General features: G+C 49.6%; 15 protein-coding genes and 1 pseudogene. All 16 read right to left on the reverse strand.

The genetic code is table 11. From position 1 onward, the window contains the following. Window positions 1–12 precede the first annotated feature (12 nt). The gene (gene purF, locus ACI77B_RS09210; RefSeq protein WP_409336542.1) at window positions 13–1,503 is read right to left on the reverse strand and encodes an amidophosphoribosyltransferase; all 1,491 of its coding nucleotides are present in this window, start codon (window positions 1,501–1,503) and stop codon (window positions 13–15) included. A 47-nt stretch (window positions 1,504–1,550) separates the two neighbouring features. After that, window positions 1,551–2,042: a 5-(carboxyamino)imidazole ribonucleotide mutase gene (gene purE / locus ACI77B_RS09215; protein ID WP_409336543.1), complete on the reverse strand. Its 492-nt coding sequence runs from the start codon at window positions 2,040–2,042 to the stop codon at window positions 1,551–1,553. A 105-nt stretch (window positions 2,043–2,147) separates the two neighbouring features. Then, complete coding sequence (ruvX, locus tag ACI77B_RS09220; RefSeq protein WP_409336544.1) at window positions 2,148–2,582, reverse strand: Holliday junction resolvase RuvX; 435 nt, start codon at window positions 2,580–2,582, stop codon at window positions 2,148–2,150. Window positions 2,583–2,639: 57 nt separating this feature from the next. Further along, the gene (locus ACI77B_RS09225) at window positions 2,640–2,885 is read right to left on the reverse strand and encodes an IreB family regulatory phosphoprotein (RefSeq protein ID WP_409336545.1); all 246 of its coding nucleotides are present in this window, start codon (window positions 2,883–2,885) and stop codon (window positions 2,640–2,642) included. A gap of 66 nt (window positions 2,886–2,951) precedes the next feature. After that, window positions 2,952–5,567: an alanine--tRNA ligase gene (gene alaS, locus ACI77B_RS09230; protein WP_409336546.1), complete on the reverse strand. Its 2,616-nt coding sequence runs from the start codon at window positions 5,565–5,567 to the stop codon at window positions 2,952–2,954. 91 nt (window positions 5,568–5,658) lie between these two features. After that, window positions 5,659–7,323: a phospho-sugar mutase gene (locus tag ACI77B_RS09235; RefSeq protein WP_409336547.1), complete on the reverse strand. Its 1,665-nt coding sequence runs from the start codon at window positions 7,321–7,323 to the stop codon at window positions 5,659–5,661. Window positions 7,324–7,616: 293 nt separating this feature from the next. After that, window positions 7,617–8,066 carry an iron-sulfur cluster assembly scaffold protein gene (locus tag ACI77B_RS09240; protein WP_409336548.1) on the reverse strand — a complete coding sequence of 150 codons (450 nt, stop codon included), beginning with the start codon at window positions 8,064–8,066 and terminating at the stop codon, window positions 7,617–7,619. A gap of 115 nt (window positions 8,067–8,181) precedes the next feature. Next, window positions 8,182–9,348: a cysteine desulfurase NifS gene (nifS, locus tag ACI77B_RS09245; RefSeq protein ID WP_409336549.1), complete on the reverse strand. Its 1,167-nt coding sequence runs from the start codon at window positions 9,346–9,348 to the stop codon at window positions 8,182–8,184. A gap of 286 nt (window positions 9,349–9,634) precedes the next feature. Continuing rightward, window positions 9,635–9,859 carry a DUF896 domain-containing protein gene (locus tag ACI77B_RS09250; protein ID WP_409336550.1) on the reverse strand — a complete coding sequence of 75 codons (225 nt, stop codon included), beginning with the start codon at window positions 9,857–9,859 and terminating at the stop codon, window positions 9,635–9,637. A 182-nt stretch (window positions 9,860–10,041) separates the two neighbouring features. Next, window positions 10,042–10,683, reverse strand: coding sequence for a sporulation initiation factor Spo0A C-terminal domain-containing protein (locus tag ACI77B_RS09255; RefSeq protein ID WP_409336551.1), 642 nt, complete (start codon window positions 10,681–10,683; stop codon window positions 10,042–10,044). Window positions 10,684–11,144: 461 nt separating this feature from the next. Next, window positions 11,145–11,867, reverse strand: coding sequence for a helix-hairpin-helix domain-containing protein (locus tag ACI77B_RS09260; RefSeq protein WP_409336552.1), 723 nt, complete (start codon window positions 11,865–11,867; stop codon window positions 11,145–11,147). Between the two features lie 154 nt (window positions 11,868–12,021). After that, on the reverse strand, window positions 12,022–12,753 hold the full coding sequence (locus tag ACI77B_RS09265; RefSeq protein ID WP_409336553.1) for a TIGR03936 family radical SAM-associated protein: 732 nt from the start codon (window positions 12,751–12,753) through the stop codon (window positions 12,022–12,024). A gap of 11 nt (window positions 12,754–12,764) precedes the next feature. Next, complete coding sequence (locus ACI77B_RS09270; RefSeq protein WP_409336554.1) at window positions 12,765–15,146, reverse strand: TIGR03960 family B12-binding radical SAM protein; 2,382 nt, start codon at window positions 15,144–15,146, stop codon at window positions 12,765–12,767. 38 nt (window positions 15,147–15,184) lie between these two features. Continuing rightward, window positions 15,185–16,486 (reverse strand): GTPase ObgE, encoded by a 1,302-nt coding sequence (gene obgE / locus ACI77B_RS09275; protein WP_409336555.1) that lies wholly within the window; start codon window positions 16,484–16,486, stop codon window positions 15,185–15,187. A gap of 83 nt (window positions 16,487–16,569) precedes the next feature. Next, window positions 16,570–16,830: a 50S ribosomal protein L27 gene (gene rpmA, locus ACI77B_RS09280; protein ID WP_178263407.1), complete on the reverse strand. Its 261-nt coding sequence runs from the start codon at window positions 16,828–16,830 to the stop codon at window positions 16,570–16,572. 195 nt (window positions 16,831–17,025) lie between these two features. Then, window positions 17,026–17,328 (reverse strand): annotated as a pseudogene (gene rplU / locus ACI77B_RS09285) (50S ribosomal protein L21); the annotation flags it as partial. Window positions 17,329–17,519 lie beyond the last annotated feature (191 nt).

Consider the following 17,519-nt stretch of genomic DNA (forward strand, 5'->3'; position numbering starts at 1 on the left):
ACTTCCTCCTGTTTAGTCATTTCTGAGATACATGTCATAGCTGTTTTCTTTACGTTCGATTTCTTTTTCTTTTTTCCTTTCGCTGGCAGAAATCTTGCCTTCGAAGCGGTCCTTCTGTCCGGTCGGAACAGCCGTAGGATACGGTGTTCCAAAGCAGCTGGAGCAGAATCCCTCTCCCGGCTCCGTTCCGATCACCATATTCAGATGATCGACGCTCAAGTATCCGACACTGTCCGCGCCGATGACTTCAGCGATCTTGTCGAGAGGATGCTGACAGGCGATCAGATTATCCTTGGAATCGACATCCGTTCCGTAATAGCAAGGGTCTGTGAACGGAGGCGCGGAAGAACGAACGTGGACTTCCTTGGCGCCGGCGTTTCTGACCAAACGGACAATACGGGTGATGGTGGTTCCTCTTACAATGGAATCATCCACCAGAACAACCCGCTTCCCCTTCAGGGTCTGGGAAATCGCATTCAGCTTGATTCTGACCTTATCTTCACGGTTTTTCTGTCCCGGGGCGATAAAGGTTCTTCCAATATATTTATTCTTGATAAATCCCATTCCGTAAGGAATGCCGGACTGCTTGGAATATCCGATGGCAGCGTCCAGACCTGAATCCGGAACGCCGACAACCACATCCGCCTCTACCGGATGCTCCATGGCCAGAAGCGATCCTGCGCGGACTCTCGCCTCATGGACGCTCTTTCCCTCGATAACTGAGTCCGGACGGGCAAAGTACAGATACTCAAAAATGCACATTTTATGCGGCTTTTCCTTGCAGTGCGTCTTTATGCTTCTGACTTCCGTTCCATCGAAGACAACGATCTCGCCAGGCTCCACGTCCCTGATGTAGGTTGCGCCGATTGCATCTAAAGCACAGGTTTCTGATGCCGCAACATAGGTTCCATCCTCGCGCTTTCCGAAACAGAGCGGGCGGAATCCGTACGGATCACGTGCAGCAAGCATCTTTGCCGGCGACATGATGATCAGCGAGTAAGCGCCGTCGATCTTATCCATCGCATGGCTGACGGCCTCCTCGATGGAACCGCACTCGATTCTTTCCTTGGTGATCACATAGGCAATGACTTCCGTATCTGAAGTCGTATGGAAAATCGAACCCTGAAGCTCCAGTTCCTGACGGAGCTCAAAAGCATTAACCAGATTTCCGTTGTGAGCGATTGCCATTCTGCCCTTATGATGGTTGACCACAATCGGCTGGACGTTATTTCTGTCCCCGGAACCGGTTGTGCCATAGCGGCAGTGTCCGATCGCCGCCTGGCCCAGGCCCAGCGAACTCAGGTTCTGTTTGTTGAACACCTGGCTGACCAGTCCCCTGTCCTTGTAGGTGGAAAAGAGGCCATCGTCATTCACAACGATGCCGCAGCCTTCCTGCCCCCTGTGCTGCAGCGCGTACAATCCGTAGTAGACGGTTCTGGCAACATCCTCTGTATGCTGCCCGTAGATGCCGAATACTGCGCATTCTTCATGTAAATTACTCATCCGCGTCTCCCTGTTTCTAAAATCAAAATACGATATATCTTTAACCTTTAATGATTAAATTTCTCTTCTACTGCCGCGTTCTTCTTCAGGACGTTTAATTTTCCTTCTTCACGAGCCTTGTCAAGGCGGACTGCCAGATCCGGATCACTGATCGCGATCATTTCCGCGGCAAGGTAACCAGCGTTCTTGGCTCCGTTAATGGCAACGGTTGCAACCGGAATACCACTTGGCATCATGACGGTAGCCAGAAGCGCATCCATGCCTTCAACCGTTGACTTGATCGGAATTCCAATGACCGGAAGGGTCGTTGATGCAGCGACTACGCCTGCCAGATGTGCAGCCATTCCTGCCGCGCAGATAATGACTCCGAATCCGTTTTCCTTTGCATGTTCAGCGAATTCTCTGGTCTCATCCGGCGTTCTGTGTGCAGAATAAACGTGCATTTCATACGGAACCTGAAGATCATCCAGAACTGCTGCTGCTTTTTCAACTACCGGCAGATCACTGTCGCTTCCCATGATAATTCCAACTTTTTTCATTGTACTTCATACCCTCCCAATACTAATCCATACTCTTGACCATAATTGTATATTGTATATCATCCTGCGTGCTCTTCTGCTTTGACAAAAAAGATGCGCAAGCTGCTATCCGCGTGGCTGCTGGTCCAGCCAGGTCTGCAGAATAATCACTGCTGCCTGCTTGTCGATGACAGTTTTTCGCTTCTTCCGGCTCAGGTCTGCATCGATCAGGACACGCTCCGCCTGAACGGTGGTCAGGCGTTCATCCTGCCATTCAATGCTGATTCCCTTCATCGCCGTACTTCTCATCTTGTTTTCCAGCATAGTCCGGAAATCCCGGATTTTCTGCGTCTGCTCACTCTCATCACCGTTTAAGCTCAGCGGAAGTCCCATGACGATCGTATCACAGTCATACTCCTTTACGTAATCCAGAACTTTTCCGGCATCTTTTCTGATGCCGACACGTTCAATCGTCGTAACTCCCTGGGCGGTGATTCCGAGCGGATCACTTACCGCGACCCCGATCGTGCGGTCGCCGACATCCAAACCTATCTTTCTCATACACTCCTCAAAAACAATAATGGCAGGTCAAAAAAACCTGCCATTCTGGTGTTCCAATTATTTTTGCAGATATTCCTTCAGGATCTCCTCTACGAGCTCGTCACGGTCGATTCTGCTGATCATCAGCCTGGCGTTGTTATGGCTCGTAATGTAGGACGGATCGCCAGACAAAATATATCCAACCATCTGATCGATGCCGTTATATCCCCTTTCTTCCAGAGCATCATATACAGACTCCAGAATCTGCTTCGTTGTCTTCTTCTGCGTCTTTCCAGCATCAAACAAAATTGTCTTTCTGTCCATAATTCATCCTCCTGAAATAATTATACTATTCCTTCCTGCCTCCTGCAAGCTGAAATACCGCAATCCTTATGAAATAAGGGCTTCCGCAGTCTTGAAGGCATTCTCAAGACCGCTCGGATCTTTTCCTCCGGCCTGGGCAAGATCGGCTTTTCCGCCGCCGCCGCCTTTCACTTCTTTTGCAATCGGCTTGATCAGCTTTCCTGCATTGAAGCGGCCTGTCAGATCATCGGTTACACCGACAACCATCGTCACTTTTCCGTCGTTTACAGATGCCAGGACCATGACAGAAGGAACGCCTGCTGCCTTGATCTGATCCGCAGCGGTTCTGAGGTCGTCGATGGAAGCGCCGTCAAGCTTTCCGGTTACCAGTTTGACGCCGTTGATCTCTTTCGCATTCTTCAGCAGATCTTCTGCACCGCTTCCCATCTGGGCCTTTTTTACGGCATCCAGTTCATGCTCGGCATCCTTCAGCTCGCTCATGAACTCTCCGGCTCTCTTTACCAGACCTTCCGGCTTGGTCTTTAAGATCTCGGAAGTCTCACGGGTCAGCTTTTCAAAATGCTCCGCTCTCTTCAGAACACCCATTCCGGTTACCGCTTCAATTCTTCTGACGCCGGATGCTACGCCGCTCTCGCTTACGATATGGAAAGCGCCGATCATTCCGGTGTTCGGTACATGTGTGCCTGCGCAGAACTCTACGCTCCATCCGCCCATGCTGACGACTCTGACCTTGTCGCCGTACTTGCTGTCGAACAGCATCATGGCATGTTTCTTCTTTGCCTCTTCAATCGGAAGAACTTCGGTCTCAACCGGCAGGAACTCCAGGATCTTTTCATTGACCAGATCCTCTGTTTTCTGAAGTTCTTCTGCCGTCATCGGCTCAAAGTGCGTAAAGTCAAAACGCAGTTCATCTGCATTGTTCTTGGATCCTGCCTGCTTGACGTGGTCGCCGAGAACTTCCTGCAGTGCTTTCTGAAGAAGGTGGGTAGCGCTGTGGTTCCTTGCGCCTGCATGTCTTCTCGCAGCATCAACAGAAGCATATACACGCTGGCCCTTCTTAAACTCGCCCTGCTGAACTTCCACCTCATGACGGAAGAGTCCGTTCTTCTTCTGGACGTTCAGAACCTTCATGACAGAATCGCCGCAGCTGATTTTTCCTGTATCGTACTCCTGTCCGCCGCTTTCTGCGTAGAACGGTGTGCGGTCGAGATAAACGTCTGCACGGTCTCCTTCGGAAAGCTTCTCAGCAGGCTCTCCGTCAACGTAAACCGCTGCAATTTCTGCTTCCGACTGCAGTTCATCGTATCCGGTGAACTCGGTGTCCGGCAGATCCTTCGGCATGGCCTTTTCTTTCCAGGCTTCGCCGGAGGTGTCTTTCTGTCCTGCTCTTGCGCGTTCTTTTTGTTCCTCCATATTCTTATGGAAGCCTTCAACGTCTGCGGTCATTCCAGCGTCCGCCAGGATCTCCTGGGTCAGCTCAATCGGGAATCCATAAGTATCGTACAGTTTGAATGCTTCTTCACCGTCCATGACCGTCTTTCCGGCAGCCTTGAGGTCCTCGATATAGCCGTTGATGATCTCTGTGCCCTGTCCCAGGGTTTCCTCAAACTTGCTCTCTTCTGTTGTGATGACACGCTTGATGTAATCCTGCTGCTGAACGAGTTCCGGATAGGCATCGCCGGAAATCTCAATAACCCTGTCTGCCAGCTTCGCCAGGAATTTCCCTTCAATTCCCAGGAGTCTTCCGTGGCGGGAAGCTCTTCTGATCATACGGCGCAGGACATATCCTCTGCTCTCGTTGGAAGGCAGAATGCCGTCTGCAATCATGAAGACCATGCTGCGCAGATGGTCGGTTACAATTCTGATGGAAATGTCGTTCTGGCGGTTTCCTGCTTCATACGGAACACCGCTCATTTCAACGACTCCGTTCAGGATGTGGCGGATAGTGTCGACATCAAAGATGGAGTCTGTACCCTGCATGACACAGGCGATTCTCTCAAGGCCCATGCCGGTATCAATGTTCGGATGCTCCATCGGCTTGTATGTTCCGTCTTCCTGCTTGTCGAACTGGGAGAATACGTGGTTCCAGACCTCCATATAGCGGTCGCAGTCGCATCCCGGCTTGCAGTCCGGCTTTCCGCAGCCGAATTCCGGTCCTCTGTCGTAATAGATTTCCGAGCACGGACCACACGGACCAAGACCGATTTCCCAGAAATTGTCGTCTTTTCCCAGGCGGACGATACGTTCTGCCGGCATGCCGATCTTCTTCCAGATTTCTACAGCCTCATCATCGTCCTGATATACGGTCGCCCAGAGCTTGTCCTCCGGAATCTTCAGTTCCTTTGTCAGGAATTCCCATCCCCAGTTCAGGGATTCTTCCTTAAAGTAATCACCAAAGGAAAAGTTTCCCATCATCTCGAAGAAGGTGCCGTGACGGGCGGTGATTCCGACATTGTCGATATCGTCTGTACGGATGCACTTCTGGCATGTCGTCATTCTCTTCTTCGGCGGAGTCTCCACACCAAGGAAATACGGCTTCAGCGGAGCCATACCGGAATTGATGATGAGCAGCGACTTATCATTTTTCGGGATCAGAGATGCACTCTTCCCCGGGTAATGTCCCTTACTGACGTAAAAGTCGCGGAACATCTTTCTGATTTCATTCAACCCTAACTTTTCCATCGATTGTTACCTCTTTATTTCTTCTCAAGTTTGCGCCCGCGGAAATGATATTCTCATTTTCTATCCGCGCGGCAGTACATCTTTTAGTATACTATACCTCTTTAAATCTTTCAATAATCCGCACCACCTCGCGCTCGACGCCGGAGAAATCGCAGGTTTCAAACGAATAGACTTTCAGCTTGGCTTCTGTTCCGCTCGGGCGGATAATCAGGCGGCTCCCGTCGTCAAAGTCATACTCCATCACATCTGCGCTCGGAAAGCCTTCCTCATGCATGTAATCGATGCGTCTTTCCACTCTGCGGTCTCCGAATCTTTCGGATGCATTCTGCCGGAAATACTGCATGATCTTTTTCATGGTTTCCTGGCCCCTGGCGCCGCTGAAGGTGTAGCTTCTCTGCTTGTCGCTGCAGATGCCGAACTCCTGATACAGTTCGTTCAGGCGGTCCACCAGATCCTTTCCCTGAGACTTGTGGAAAGCCGCGACCTCTGCAATCAGAACCGAAGCGCTGATTCCGTCCTTCTCGCAGAGGAATGGAGAAATCAGAAAACTGTTGCTTTCTTCAAAGCCGAAGTAGAAGCGGTCCTCCTGTCCTGCCTGTTTCAGGCGGCTGACAATATCTCCGATGTAACGGAAGCCGGTCAGGGTGTTGATCACGGTGAATCCGTATTTTTCCGCCATCAGGGAAACCATCGGAGATGTCGCAATGCTCTTTACGACGAACTGGTCCTCTCTCGGAGGGCGGATGTGACAAAGATAATCCAGCATGAGCACACCAAGCTGGTTGCCGGTTAAAATGCTCCGCATGCCGTCGTGATAAAGCGCTGCCCCTGCCCGGTCTGCATCCGGGTCCGTTGCAATGATGATGTCTCCTCCTTCCTGATCAAGAACCTTGAAACCTTCATCATAGGCCAGGATCTTCTCCGGATTCGGTGCCGGACAGGTGGTGAACTCCGGATCCGGGTATTCCTGCGCGCGGACAATCGTATGGTTCAGATAGCCGATGCAGTCAAATACGGACGGGACATAACGGGCGCCGGTTCCGTTCAGCGGGGTGTAAATAGTCTTCAGATGATTCATCATCTCCGAATTAAGCGGCATCCAGTCATCCGCAATTTTCCTGACAAAGCTGTCCTTGATTTTCCCCGGGACTTTCTGAATTCCCCCATCCTTCTTATATTTTATTCCCGAAAAATAGTCCAGGCGGTCGATAGCCTTTAAGATATTTCCCGGTTCTTCGCCGATCACCTGGTAGCCTTCACTGTTATAGACCTTATAGCCGTTGTAGATCTTCGGGTTGTGGCTGGCGGTGATCATGACGCCCATCGTCGCCCTCATCTCGCGGACCGCGTAGGAAAGAACGCTGACCGGAGTCAGTTCCCGGAAAATCCAGGTCCGGATTCCGTTTCCATTCAGCACCGCCGCAGTTTCTTCCGCAAGAAAGCGGGACTGCCGGCGGCTGTCGTAGGAGACAATGACGCTCGGATTTTCTTTTGTTTCGTTCAGATAGTCAGAAAGTCCCTGTGTGGTCCTTCTGACGGTATACAGGTTTATGCGGTTGGTTCCCGGCCCCAGGATTCCGCGAAGTCCGGAAGTTCCAAAACGCAGGGGCTTGTAAAAGGCATCCGTTATTTCCGCTTGATTCCCGGAAAGCGTCTCTAACTCTCTGTGAAATCTCGGGTTATCCTCCGTTTCCTTCATCCATCGTTCGTACTCTTTCTCCGCCTGCTCCGCAAGCTCTTTATAGTCAAATGCCATCGTGCATCTACTCCATTCTTACTTATTCTGTGATATTCAAAACGACACTATTATTCCCGCCGTTTCATCTATATATAAATCCAATCAATTGGTGATCTTTCAATTCCATCGATCGGGCAGCCTTCGGTAATGCATGAAAACCGCCCTTTTCCCTTGCTTTTGTTTTTTGTCCAAAGGATACGTATAAAAGTATAGCATAAAAAAAGGATATTTACCCCAAACAGGTAAATATCCTTTCAATCTTCTCACAGAATGCAGATGATTGTCCATCTGCTGTTTAATTTACTGACGGTTTACAGATGGGTAACATCGTCCGGAGCTGTTCCGTGATCGTCCGGATTGAAACCTTCCAGCTCTTTATAGTGCTTGCCGTGCTTCTGTGCATAGTCGTAAATCGCATGCTTCAAGGCATCCTCAGCAAGTACGGAGCAGTGCAGTTTGATGTTCGGCAGTCCGCCCAGCTTGTCTACAATGGACTTGTTGGTGATCTTCAGGGCATCCTCAACCTTCTGGCCGATTACCATTGTGGTTGCCATGCTGGAAGAAGCGATTGCGCTGCCACAGCCGAATGTCTTGAACTTGCAGTCTGTGATGACATCATTATCGTCAACCTTGATCTGAACCTGCATCATATCTCCGCAGGCAGGGCTTCCGTAAATTCCTGTACCGTCTGCATCCGGAATTTCTCCAACATTTCTCGGGTGCATGAAGTGATCCATTACTGTATCGTTATATAATCCCATATCGTTACTTCCTCTCTGTCTTTATGTATTCTCTCAAATGCCTGATTTCCGGCACTCTTTATCTCCACAGCCATTATACACTATCTTGAAGGGTAATAAACACCTTCCTTGATTTTTACAGCATTGTAATTCCGCGCAGGCGCTCTGCAACCTTCTTCATGCAGTCAACGACATAGTCAATGTCTTCCTTCGTTGTGAAGTCGCCGACTGTGAAGCGGATGGATCCGTGAATAGTCTCCGGATCAACACCGATAGCGGTCAGAACGTGGGACGGGTCCAGGCTCTTGGAAGAGCATGCAGATCCTGTGGATACCGCAATTCCCATGCTGTCCAGAAGCAGCAGAATGGATTCTCCCTCGATACGCTTGAAAGTGATATTGGCATTTCCCGGATGACGCTTGGAGTGGTCGGTCGGGCCGTTTGCCACGCAGTCCGGAATCTCCTTCAGAATGCGGTCCATCAGATAGTCTCTGAGCTCGCTGCAGTGCTTTCTGTGCTTTTCCAGATTCTTCTCAGCAAGTTCAGCTGCTGCGCCGAATCCTACGATTCCTGCCAGGTTCTCTGTGCCGGCACGCTTTCCGTTCTCCTGTGCTCCTCCATGGATGAAGCTTGTGATACGGTCACCGTGCTTCATGAACATTCCGCCCTCACCCTTAGGTCCGTAGATCTTATGAGAGGAGAAGGACATGAAGTCAACGTCCAGATCTCTTACGTCAATCGGAACATTTCCCAGTGCCTGTACAGAGTCTGTGTGGAAGAGAATTCCGTGCTTATGCGCAACAGCAGCCAGTTCCTTAATCGGCTCAACTGTACCGATCTCGTTATTTACAAACATGATGCTTACCAGGATCGTGTCCGGGCGGATTGCCTTTTCCAGATCGTCCGGGCTGACAAAGCCTTCCTTGTCAACAGGAAGATAGGTAACTTCAAATCCGTGTTTTTCCAGATAGTCGCAGGTGTGCAGAATTGCATGATGCTCAATCTGGGAAGTAATAATATGTTTTCCCTTATTCTTCAGCTGGTCTGCAACGGATTCCAGAACCCAGTTATCGGATTCGCTCCCGCCTCCGTCAAAATATACTTCGGAAGGTTCTGCGCCGATCAGGTGCGCAACCTGTGCTCTTGCCTTCTCTACAGCAGCCTTTGCTTCCAGACCGATTGTGTACAGGCTGGACGGGTTGCCGAAGTTCTCGGTGAAATATGGAATCATCTGATCAAGGACTTCCTTCTTGACTGGTGTAGTCGCAGAATAGTCCATATATACTCTTCTGGTTTCGCTCATCTTGATTAATCTCCCTCCTAAAGCACTTTAAGTATTAAAGTACTTTGTGTACTTCATTTGTACCTTGTTGCTTATACCTTATTCCGCGGCCTGTTAAACCTTTAAAACCCAAAAAAATCCCAGAAAACGAAAAAACCTATAATAAATATATGAAAATGGAAAAAGATGCCAGAAATACAGCTCGTTCTGCATCTCTGGCATCTTCATATTTTCTGTCTGTTTTTCTCCGGCTCGCAGCCGTCCTGCTTTAGCCTTCTGCGCCGCAGGCTCCAAAAGCCCTTCTCTCCTACTGAAGAGTCTCGACTTCGACCTTTTCTTCTACGACACGCTCTTCTTCCGGTGCGTCGACGATTTCAATCCGGTCAAGCTGCGCACGAAGATTTTCCTTGAACGCATCGATATAGGCTCTTCTCAGCACCTTCTGCTCCTCGCGCTCTTCTGCCGTCAGTCCGATAGACTTCTGCTTATGCGCAAGCTCATTGATCCTGCTGATCTGTTCCTTTGTTACCAAGTGTTCCACCTCTTTCTTGCATAGTACATGTTATTATACCACACATGAATGCCTTAAACCGCAAAATCCATAAATTCCCAGTTAATCTTCAGGCAGCTTCGCCCGGGCAAAGCATGGTCCTTCAAGAATCTCGTCCGCTGCTGGCCTTCTGATTCTATAGACAGGCCGGCCCTGTTCTGTTTTCATGGCTCACTGACTTTTTCCGCATCATGAGCAGACTTTTCACAATCTGACATATAAAAAGGAAAAGTTTGTTTCTTACTTTTGCGCGGCATACAGCTGTAATAACGCACTGGCCGCCGTCTCGTTTCTTCCGCCCGCTTCCTGCTCTGCTGCATGGAGCATACCTTCTCATGCAGGGATCCATGCATGGATTCATTTGCCTGCGGGCGGCCCCAGCTTCCGCCGCCTTCAAACACCAGCGTCCGCGCCATAAGATGCAGAAGCCTCTTATTAGAAGGAAGTGTAACGATCTCCCCATCCGACACTGCATAGAAAAATTCTCTCATTTCCGGATCCTTCCACGACCGCTTTACCCATCTTCTTATGGCAGCATCAATACAGGCCCCGGATGTCTCATAGCTGCTGGACATGAATGGATAAATATCCTTCTGCAGAATACACGATGCCTTGCTTCTCAGGCAGCGGACATACAGGCTGAGCGCCTCGCAGAAATATCTGCATCCGATCATTTCAGACGCATATAAATGCTTCAGCAGCTCTGCAGTGCTGAATTCATCAGATCCCCCTGAAAAGCAGGCACGCATGATTGCGGCCGGTGCAGAGGAATCCGGTCCGCCTCTGCCATAATTTTGAACCGGCATAAATGAACACGCTCCTTTCTTTCGTTATTCTAAAATACATATATAATTTCATGCAGGTATACTATAATTCACGCATACAATCAGAGGATGCAGCCGCGTATTTTTCTCAGCATTCCATTGGAATAAGCCATACATCGTCTAATTGCGTTATCAGGACAGGTGATTGACCGCATTAAACCGCAGGCATTCCCTATTGCTGTTTCATATATCCTGTGTCCGGCAATTTCGCAGGATTCTGCCCTCTTTAACCGTGCTGTCTGTCCTTTGTCACGCCCAGGTCTTCACCGTTTCCTGACCCCCCTGCCCTTTGATATGAAGCTCCTCCAGCTATTTATGCACGATATATACATAGATTATTCATTGTATTTTTACCCATCGCAGAGCGATGCATATTTATTCATATGCATTCCTGCATGAATATTCACGTATATTCATGCAGCGGCTCTCCCAGAAGACAGGGACTACAGGGTAATCTGATCCTTAATCTTCTCAAAGGTCTTGTCTCCGATTCCCCTCACCTTCTTCAGATCCTCTTTCTTCTGAAACAGGCCGTGTTCTTCCCGGTATGCTTTGATTGCCTCTGCCGTTACTGGTCCGACACCATTAATCTTCTGAAGTTGCAGAAGGTCTGCCTGATTAATATTTACAAGATTCGAATTCTGTGAACCTGATCCGCATGCCGCACCGTTTCCCGCAGCCTGCGAGGAGTTTCCGGCAGTTTCCCTGTCATTTCCGTTTTCTCCCGGCACAGAATACTGGCCGGGCGCATTGGATACCGCCGTCCCCTTTGCAGGGATGACGATTTTCATTCCGTCTGAAACACGTTCAGCCAGGTTCATCAGTGAGGTATCCGCTTCTTTTGTAAGACCGCCTGCCCGATCCACGACTTCAAACATTCTGGCACTCGCATCGACCTCATATACGCCAGGCTTTTTCACCGCGCCGGCGATATCCACAAAAACTTTTGAAGGCACACTCTCCTGCACCTCTCCTCCATCGCCATCCAGCGATGTTTCCTGAACCGCGCCATTTCCGCCGGCCTTTGATTCGGGAATAGTCCCGCTTTTCCCATTCAGCACAAAAAACGCAAAAGCAGCGATCAGAAATATGATCGCTGCTGCTATAATCAGTGTTTTATGATGCTGTTCTTTCCAGCGTTTCAACTGCCTTAGTTTCTGTTCCATACTTTTCCGTCCTCCCTTTAGCGCACGATGATTTCCAATATATTCCATCATCATAACGTCCTTCTATGGGGAAGTCAACAGCAGGAAACACAAACTGAAGAAATGGATTCAATCACTGGTAATTTCAATGGAAAAAGCCAAAAATCACACGGACTTAACCGCGCATTCCGCCATATTCCTTTTCCAGCTCTGTTCCCTCCGGGAAATGCATGCATTTCCGGCAGACCTCAATCTGATAACGTGGAATATCCAGCTCTGCGAACTTCAGAAAAGCGGTGATCAGAAGCTCCGGGCTCAGATTGGACTGGCTTCCGCAGTCAAGCTCAGCATTCAGCTGAAGAAGGTTCTTTTTCAGAATCCCGACTCCCTCGCTTCCTTCTGAAGGGACCGCCTGAAGGATCCGGATTTTCCCCCGGATATCCACTTCCTTCAGTTCTTTTGACTTTTTCTGGCGTTTCATAGCCAGAATCTGATCCTGCGCGAGGAAATCTCTGATCAGCTGGTCGTAATCCCGGTCATAATACGGAAGCGGAAACAGAATCTCATAATCCGCACTGCTGACCTGACCAGCCAGTGCCTTCTTTTCATGGACCGGGAGCACCTCAGAAACCGACATTCCTTCTGCCAGCCGGCCCTTAAGACTCGCCTGAATTTCTTCCGGATCATACGGCTCATCTGTTCCAAACTCCAGCATTTCCCGGTCTGCCGCATAGCCCAGGGACAGCGGCTGGGCAAAACTCATCTGCGGATGCGGATTAAAGCCGTGACTGTAACTGAGCGCAATGCCGGCTCTTCTGAACGCGCGCTTGAATAATCTCAGCATATCCAGATGCGAGGTGTATTTACTGTACCCTTCTTTTGCGAAGAACAAAACATATTTATTCATGGCATTCCCCTCTAGTTCATTTCCGTTTCACTGGCTTTTCCACCTGCATAAATTCCGCCGAGCGGGCAGTCCACCCGTCTGCCGATTCCACATCCCGTGCAGCCGTTTCTGCAGTCTGCTGTGACCTGGGCTTTTTCAGCACGCTGCGCCTCCAGTTTCAGATAAGCTTTGGAAACGCCGGAATCGATCACATCCCACGGCAGAATCTCGTCGAAACTGCGCTGCCGCTCTGTGTAAAATTTATAATCCACATCCCAGTCAGCAAGCGCCTTCTGCCACACCTCTTTTTTAAAGTATTCGGTCCAGCCGTCCAGAAGGCATTCCCCTTCGTGGAGTTTCAGCAGCAGATCCGCACATCTTCTGTCTCCTCTGGCAAAAATCGCCTCGCAAGTGCTTACGATATCTTCATGATAGGTCAGATTTACACCCTTGATGTGCAGAATTTTTTCCAGGTAAATATGCTTTTCATGGAACTCTTCTGTCGAAGGCTGTGCCATCCACTGGAAAGGCGTATGTGCCTTCGGCACAAAATTGGACACGCTGACCGTGATATTCAGACGTCCATGCTCTCCGGATTCCCTGAAAATCCTCATGATATTCTTACTGATCGCGGCCATACCGTCAAAATCTTCATTGGTCTCTGTCGGAAGGCCGTCCATGAAGTAGAGCTTGATTCTCCGCCATCCCAGGTGAACCGCCTGCTCCACGGCATCGTAAATATCTTCTTCCGTAATACCTTTATTGATGACATCGCGGAGCCGCTGCGAACCCGCCTCTACTGCGAAAGTCAGCCCCGACTTTTTATATTTCTGGATCTCATTCAGCACATTAAAGGAGAAGGAGTCCAGGCGAAGCGACGGAAGAGACAGTGAGGTATTATGGGATCCACAGAAATCCATCAGCTTCGTGGCAAGCGATTCGAACCTGGAATAATCACTGGTGGAAAGGGACAGGATAGAAAGTTCATCGTGTCCGGTATTTTTCACCTGATTTTCTGCAAGTTTGAGAATACTTTCTTCGCTTCTCTCTCTGACCGGGCGGTAAATCATTCCCGCCTGGCAGAAGCGGCATCCTCTGGAGCAGCCGCGGAAGGTTTCGACAACAGCACGATCGTGAACCGTTTTGATAATCGGCACAATCGGATTCTCCGGGAAAGGAAGTTTGTCGACATCCGGAATCAGCGCTTTTTTCACCTGGTCCGGAGCTCCTTCCCAGCTTTTCCTGATTTCCGTGATTCTCCCGTCTTCACCGTAAACCGGCTCATAGAACTGCGGAATATAGATACCGTCCATTCCGGAGATTCTCTTGAGATAGTCTTCTTTTGTCTCGTGATTCTGTTTCGCCTTCTCGTACTCTTTAAGAACATACGGAAGGACTTCTTCTCCATCGCCAACCATGAACAGATCAAAAAAGTCTGCCAGAGGCTCCGGGTTGAAAGCGCAGGGGCCGCCGGCAACAATCAGAGGATCGTCATCACTGCGGTCTTCTCTTTTCAGAGGGATTCCGGCCAGATCCAGCATATCGAGGATGGTTGGGAAACTCATTTCGTACTGGAGAGTGAAGCCGAACACATCCAGCTTGTTCACCGGCGTGTGTGTCTCAAGCGTGAACAGAGGAAAATTGTATTTTTTCATGAGAGTACGCATGTCCGGCGCCGGCTCAAACACACGCTCGCAGTAAATATCCGGATAAGAGTTGGTCAGACCGTAGAGGATCTGAAGTCCCATATAGGACATGCCGATTTCATAAAGGTCCGGAAAGGCAAAACCAAAGCGGAGTGAGACGTCTTCTGGATTCTTGCGGATCATATTTGTCTCGCCGCCGATGTACTGGGCCGGTTTCTCAACCTGCTTGAAGAGTTCATCCAGGGATGGCTGAAACAGAGAATCGATCGTGCAGCCGATCACCGCTTCTACTTCATCCATAAATTTGCGGATTTCCTTCTTCCCTTCCAGAATCCGGCGGGTTCTCTCTGGATTTTCGCCTTTCTTGTGAATCAGATAATCCATGCGCTCATCCAGACCGACATAGGCATGTTCCTTCACCAGCCGGTCGCCAATGCAGACCATGTCCAGCTCTGTTGCATCTTTTAAAGAAATCAGGCGGTGGCGCATGTGTCCTCTGACAATTTCTCCCTCCTGGTCATAGCCGAGACCTTCCAGGATTCTGGCGCCGTTTTCTGCGTGAGGCTCCTGGAGGCGCACCACATCATGAATGAGACCGCTGACCCGGATGAGCTCCAGGTCAAAATGGTATCCGTGGTGATTCAGCTGATCGGCAATGACGACCGCCGTGTTGCTGACCGCCCGGCAGTGCAGCTTGATGTGTTCCGGAGTCTGATACTTCCGAAACAGCTCATAGCAATCTTTTTCTGTTAGTCTGTTATTTCCCATAGTGTTCTGCTGCTCCTCGATGCGAAAATTATCGGCTGCTACTCCTGAAACTCTTCCTCGTATTCGAACTCATAATCCTCAATCCGGATGGTATCGCCTTCTTCAAGTCCCATTTCCTTCATCTTACGGATGGCGCCGCTGTTTTCCACGTACTTATACAGATAACGGAGAGAGCCGAAATCGTTGAAGTTGGTCGAGTTGAAGATCTTGCTCAGCTGCTTTCCCTCTGCGACATACACATTTCCGTCTTTATACACCTTGACAACTCGGTAATCCGGGTCATGGTCGTCCTTTTCAAAGTCGAAGTACTCGCGGTCGTCGATTTCCGGCGGATTGGCATTGACTTCGTTTACCTTATTCAGTGCAGCCTGCATCAGTTCTTTCAGGCCGTAGTGAATCGGCGCGGAAAGCGGATAAACCGGATAACCCTGTTTTTCCACAGCATCCTTGAATTTCAGATATTCTTCGCTGTCTTCCCCTCCGAGAAGGTCAATCTTATTCGCCGCGACAAGCATCGGCTTCTTCATAATGCCATGGCCGTATTCTTCCAGCTCTTTCATGATTTTCTCGAAGTCTTCGAGCGGATCTCTTCCTTCACTGCCGGAAACATCGACAACATGAATCAGAACTTTGGTTCTCTCAATATGCTTGAGGAACTCCAGTCCAAGACCCAGGCCTTCATGGGCACCTTCGATAATGCCCGCGACATCCGCCATAACGAAGCTCGTCTGCGGGAACTTTACAACACCCAGATTCGGCGTCAGTGTTGTAAAATGATAATTTCCGATTTTCGGGGAAGTATGGGTCGCAGCTGCAAGCAGACTGGATTTTCCCACGTTCGGGAATCCGACCAGACCGACATCCGCGATCATCTTCAGTTCCAGCAGGATGACCCTTTCTCTCCCCGGATCACCGGTCTCTGCAAAATTCGGCGCCTGACGGACAGAGTTCTTATAATGAACATTTCCCTTTCCGCCTTTACCGCCCTTTGCAGCAACAAACGATTCTCCCGGCTCCGTCAGGTCTTTCATGATCAGGCCGGTTTCCTGGTCGATGACGACGGTTCCCTGCGGAACACGGATGATCAGATCCTGTCCGGCTTTTCCGAAACGTTTCTTTCTCATCCCATCCTGACCGTTTTCCGCCGTATATTTCTTCTTGTATTTAAAGTCCATCAGGGTGCGCAGCCCGCTGTCCGCCTGGATGATGACATCGCCGCCTTTTCCGCCGTCGCCTCCGTCCGGACCTCCCTCCGGGACGAATGGCTCTCTGCGGAAAGATACAGCACCGTTACCGCCTTTACCTGATACAATTGTGATTTTCGCTCTGTCTACGAACATATTATCTTCCGCCTCCAGTTTTCTTCCCGTTTAGAAACAGCAAGCCCCCTACATGCTGTAGGGGGCTTGGTACTTATCGTTAATTAAGCTTCCTTCGGGTAAACACTTACCTGCTTCTTGTCGCGGCCCTTTCTCTCAAACTTAACCGCTCCGTCGATCTTGGCAAACAATGTATCATCTCCGCCGATTCCTACATTGATTCCAGGATGCAGATGTGTACCTCTCTGTCTAACGAGGATGCTTCCTGCAGATACGAACTGACCGTCACCAGCCTTGCAGCCCAAACGTTTGGACTCGGACTCACGGCCGTTCTTGGAACTTCCTACTCCCTTTTTACTTGACATGGATCAGACACCTCCTAACTGAATGACAATCAACTATTTCTCTGCATTTTCAATCGTCTCGATGATGACGCTCTTTGTAGCTTTCTCATCGATGTCGATGTTATGCTCTTTTGCGTAAGCAATCAGCTCATCCTTCTTCATGGATGAGGAAACCTTCTTCTCAGCCTTTGCTGCAGGTGCTGCAGATGCTCCGCCGAGAGACTTGATCTCTACTCTTGTGTAAGCCTGTCTGTGACCCTGCTTTTTCTTAGAGTCTTTCTTCGGCTTATACTTGAATACGATAACCTTCTTAGCTCTGCCGTTCTCAACAACCTCAGCCTCGACCTTTGCACCATCGATATACGGTGTGCCGACCTTCATGCCGTTGTCATCGCTCAGAACCAGGACCTTATCGAACTCAACCTTTTCACCGGCCTCAACGCCCAGCTTTTCAACGTCCAGGATATCTCCCTCCTGAACTCTGTACTGTTTTCCGCCAGTCTCGATTACTGCGTACATATGTTACCTCCTCTTTCCAGTCTCGCCTTTTCAGGTAGTGCGCCACATCGGCACACATTTAAAACCCTTACCGTGCGGTCTAACTCTGTTAGGATAGCATGTGTTTTCCGCATTGTCAATGATAAAATCGAGATCTTCGAAATTTTATTTCTGCAGCTGTACCTTGTGAGCAGGCCGGTTTAAACGAATGT

Origin of the sequence: Eubacterium sp. F2, from assembly GCF_046244355.1 — a bacterium.
Classification (GTDB): domain Bacteria; phylum Bacillota; class Clostridia; order Peptostreptococcales; family Anaerovoracaceae; genus Aminicella.

Coding starts and splice junctions, on each gene's coding strand:
- nifS (WP_409336549.1), bottom strand. CDS start 9,348: ATGAGCGAAACCAGAAGAGTATATATGGACTATTCTGCGACTACACCA.
- rpmA (WP_178263407.1), bottom strand. CDS start 16,830: ATGTCAAGTAAAAAGGGAGTAGGAAGTTCCAAGAACGGCCGTGAGTCC.
- purE (WP_409336543.1), bottom strand. CDS start 2,042: ATGAAAAAAGTTGGAATTATCATGGGAAGCGACAGTGATCTGCCGGTA.
- ACI77B_RS09260 (WP_409336552.1), bottom strand. CDS start 11,867: ATGGAACAGAAACTAAGGCAGTTGAAACGCTGGAAAGAACAGCATCAT.
- ACI77B_RS09235 (WP_409336547.1), bottom strand. CDS start 7,323: ATGGCATTTGACTATAAAGAGCTTGCGGAGCAGGCGGAGAAAGAGTAC.
- ACI77B_RS09255 (WP_409336551.1), bottom strand. CDS start 10,683: ATGCCGGTTCAAAATTATGGCAGAGGCGGACCGGATTCCTCTGCACCG.
- ACI77B_RS09225 (WP_409336545.1), bottom strand. CDS start 2,885: ATGGACAGAAAGACAATTTTGTTTGATGCTGGAAAGACGCAGAAGAAG.
- obgE (WP_409336555.1), bottom strand. CDS start 16,486: ATGTTCGTAGACAGAGCGAAAATCACAATTGTATCAGGTAAAGGCGGT.
- ACI77B_RS09265 (WP_409336553.1), bottom strand. CDS start 12,753: ATGAATAAATATGTTTTGTTCTTCGCAAAAGAAGGGTACAGTAAATAC.
- ACI77B_RS09270 (WP_409336554.1), bottom strand. CDS start 15,146: ATGGGAAATAACAGACTAACAGAAAAAGATTGCTATGAGCTGTTTCGG.
- ruvX (WP_409336544.1), bottom strand. CDS start 2,582: ATGAGAAAGATAGGTTTGGATGTCGGCGACCGCACGATCGGGGTCGCG.
- purF (WP_409336542.1), bottom strand. CDS start 1,503: ATGAGTAATTTACATGAAGAATGCGCAGTATTCGGCATCTACGGGCAG.
- alaS (WP_409336546.1), bottom strand. CDS start 5,567: ATGGAAAAGTTAGGGTTGAATGAAATCAGAAAGATGTTCCGCGACTTT.
- ACI77B_RS09240 (WP_409336548.1), bottom strand. CDS start 8,066: ATGGGATTATATAACGATACAGTAATGGATCACTTCATGCACCCGAGA.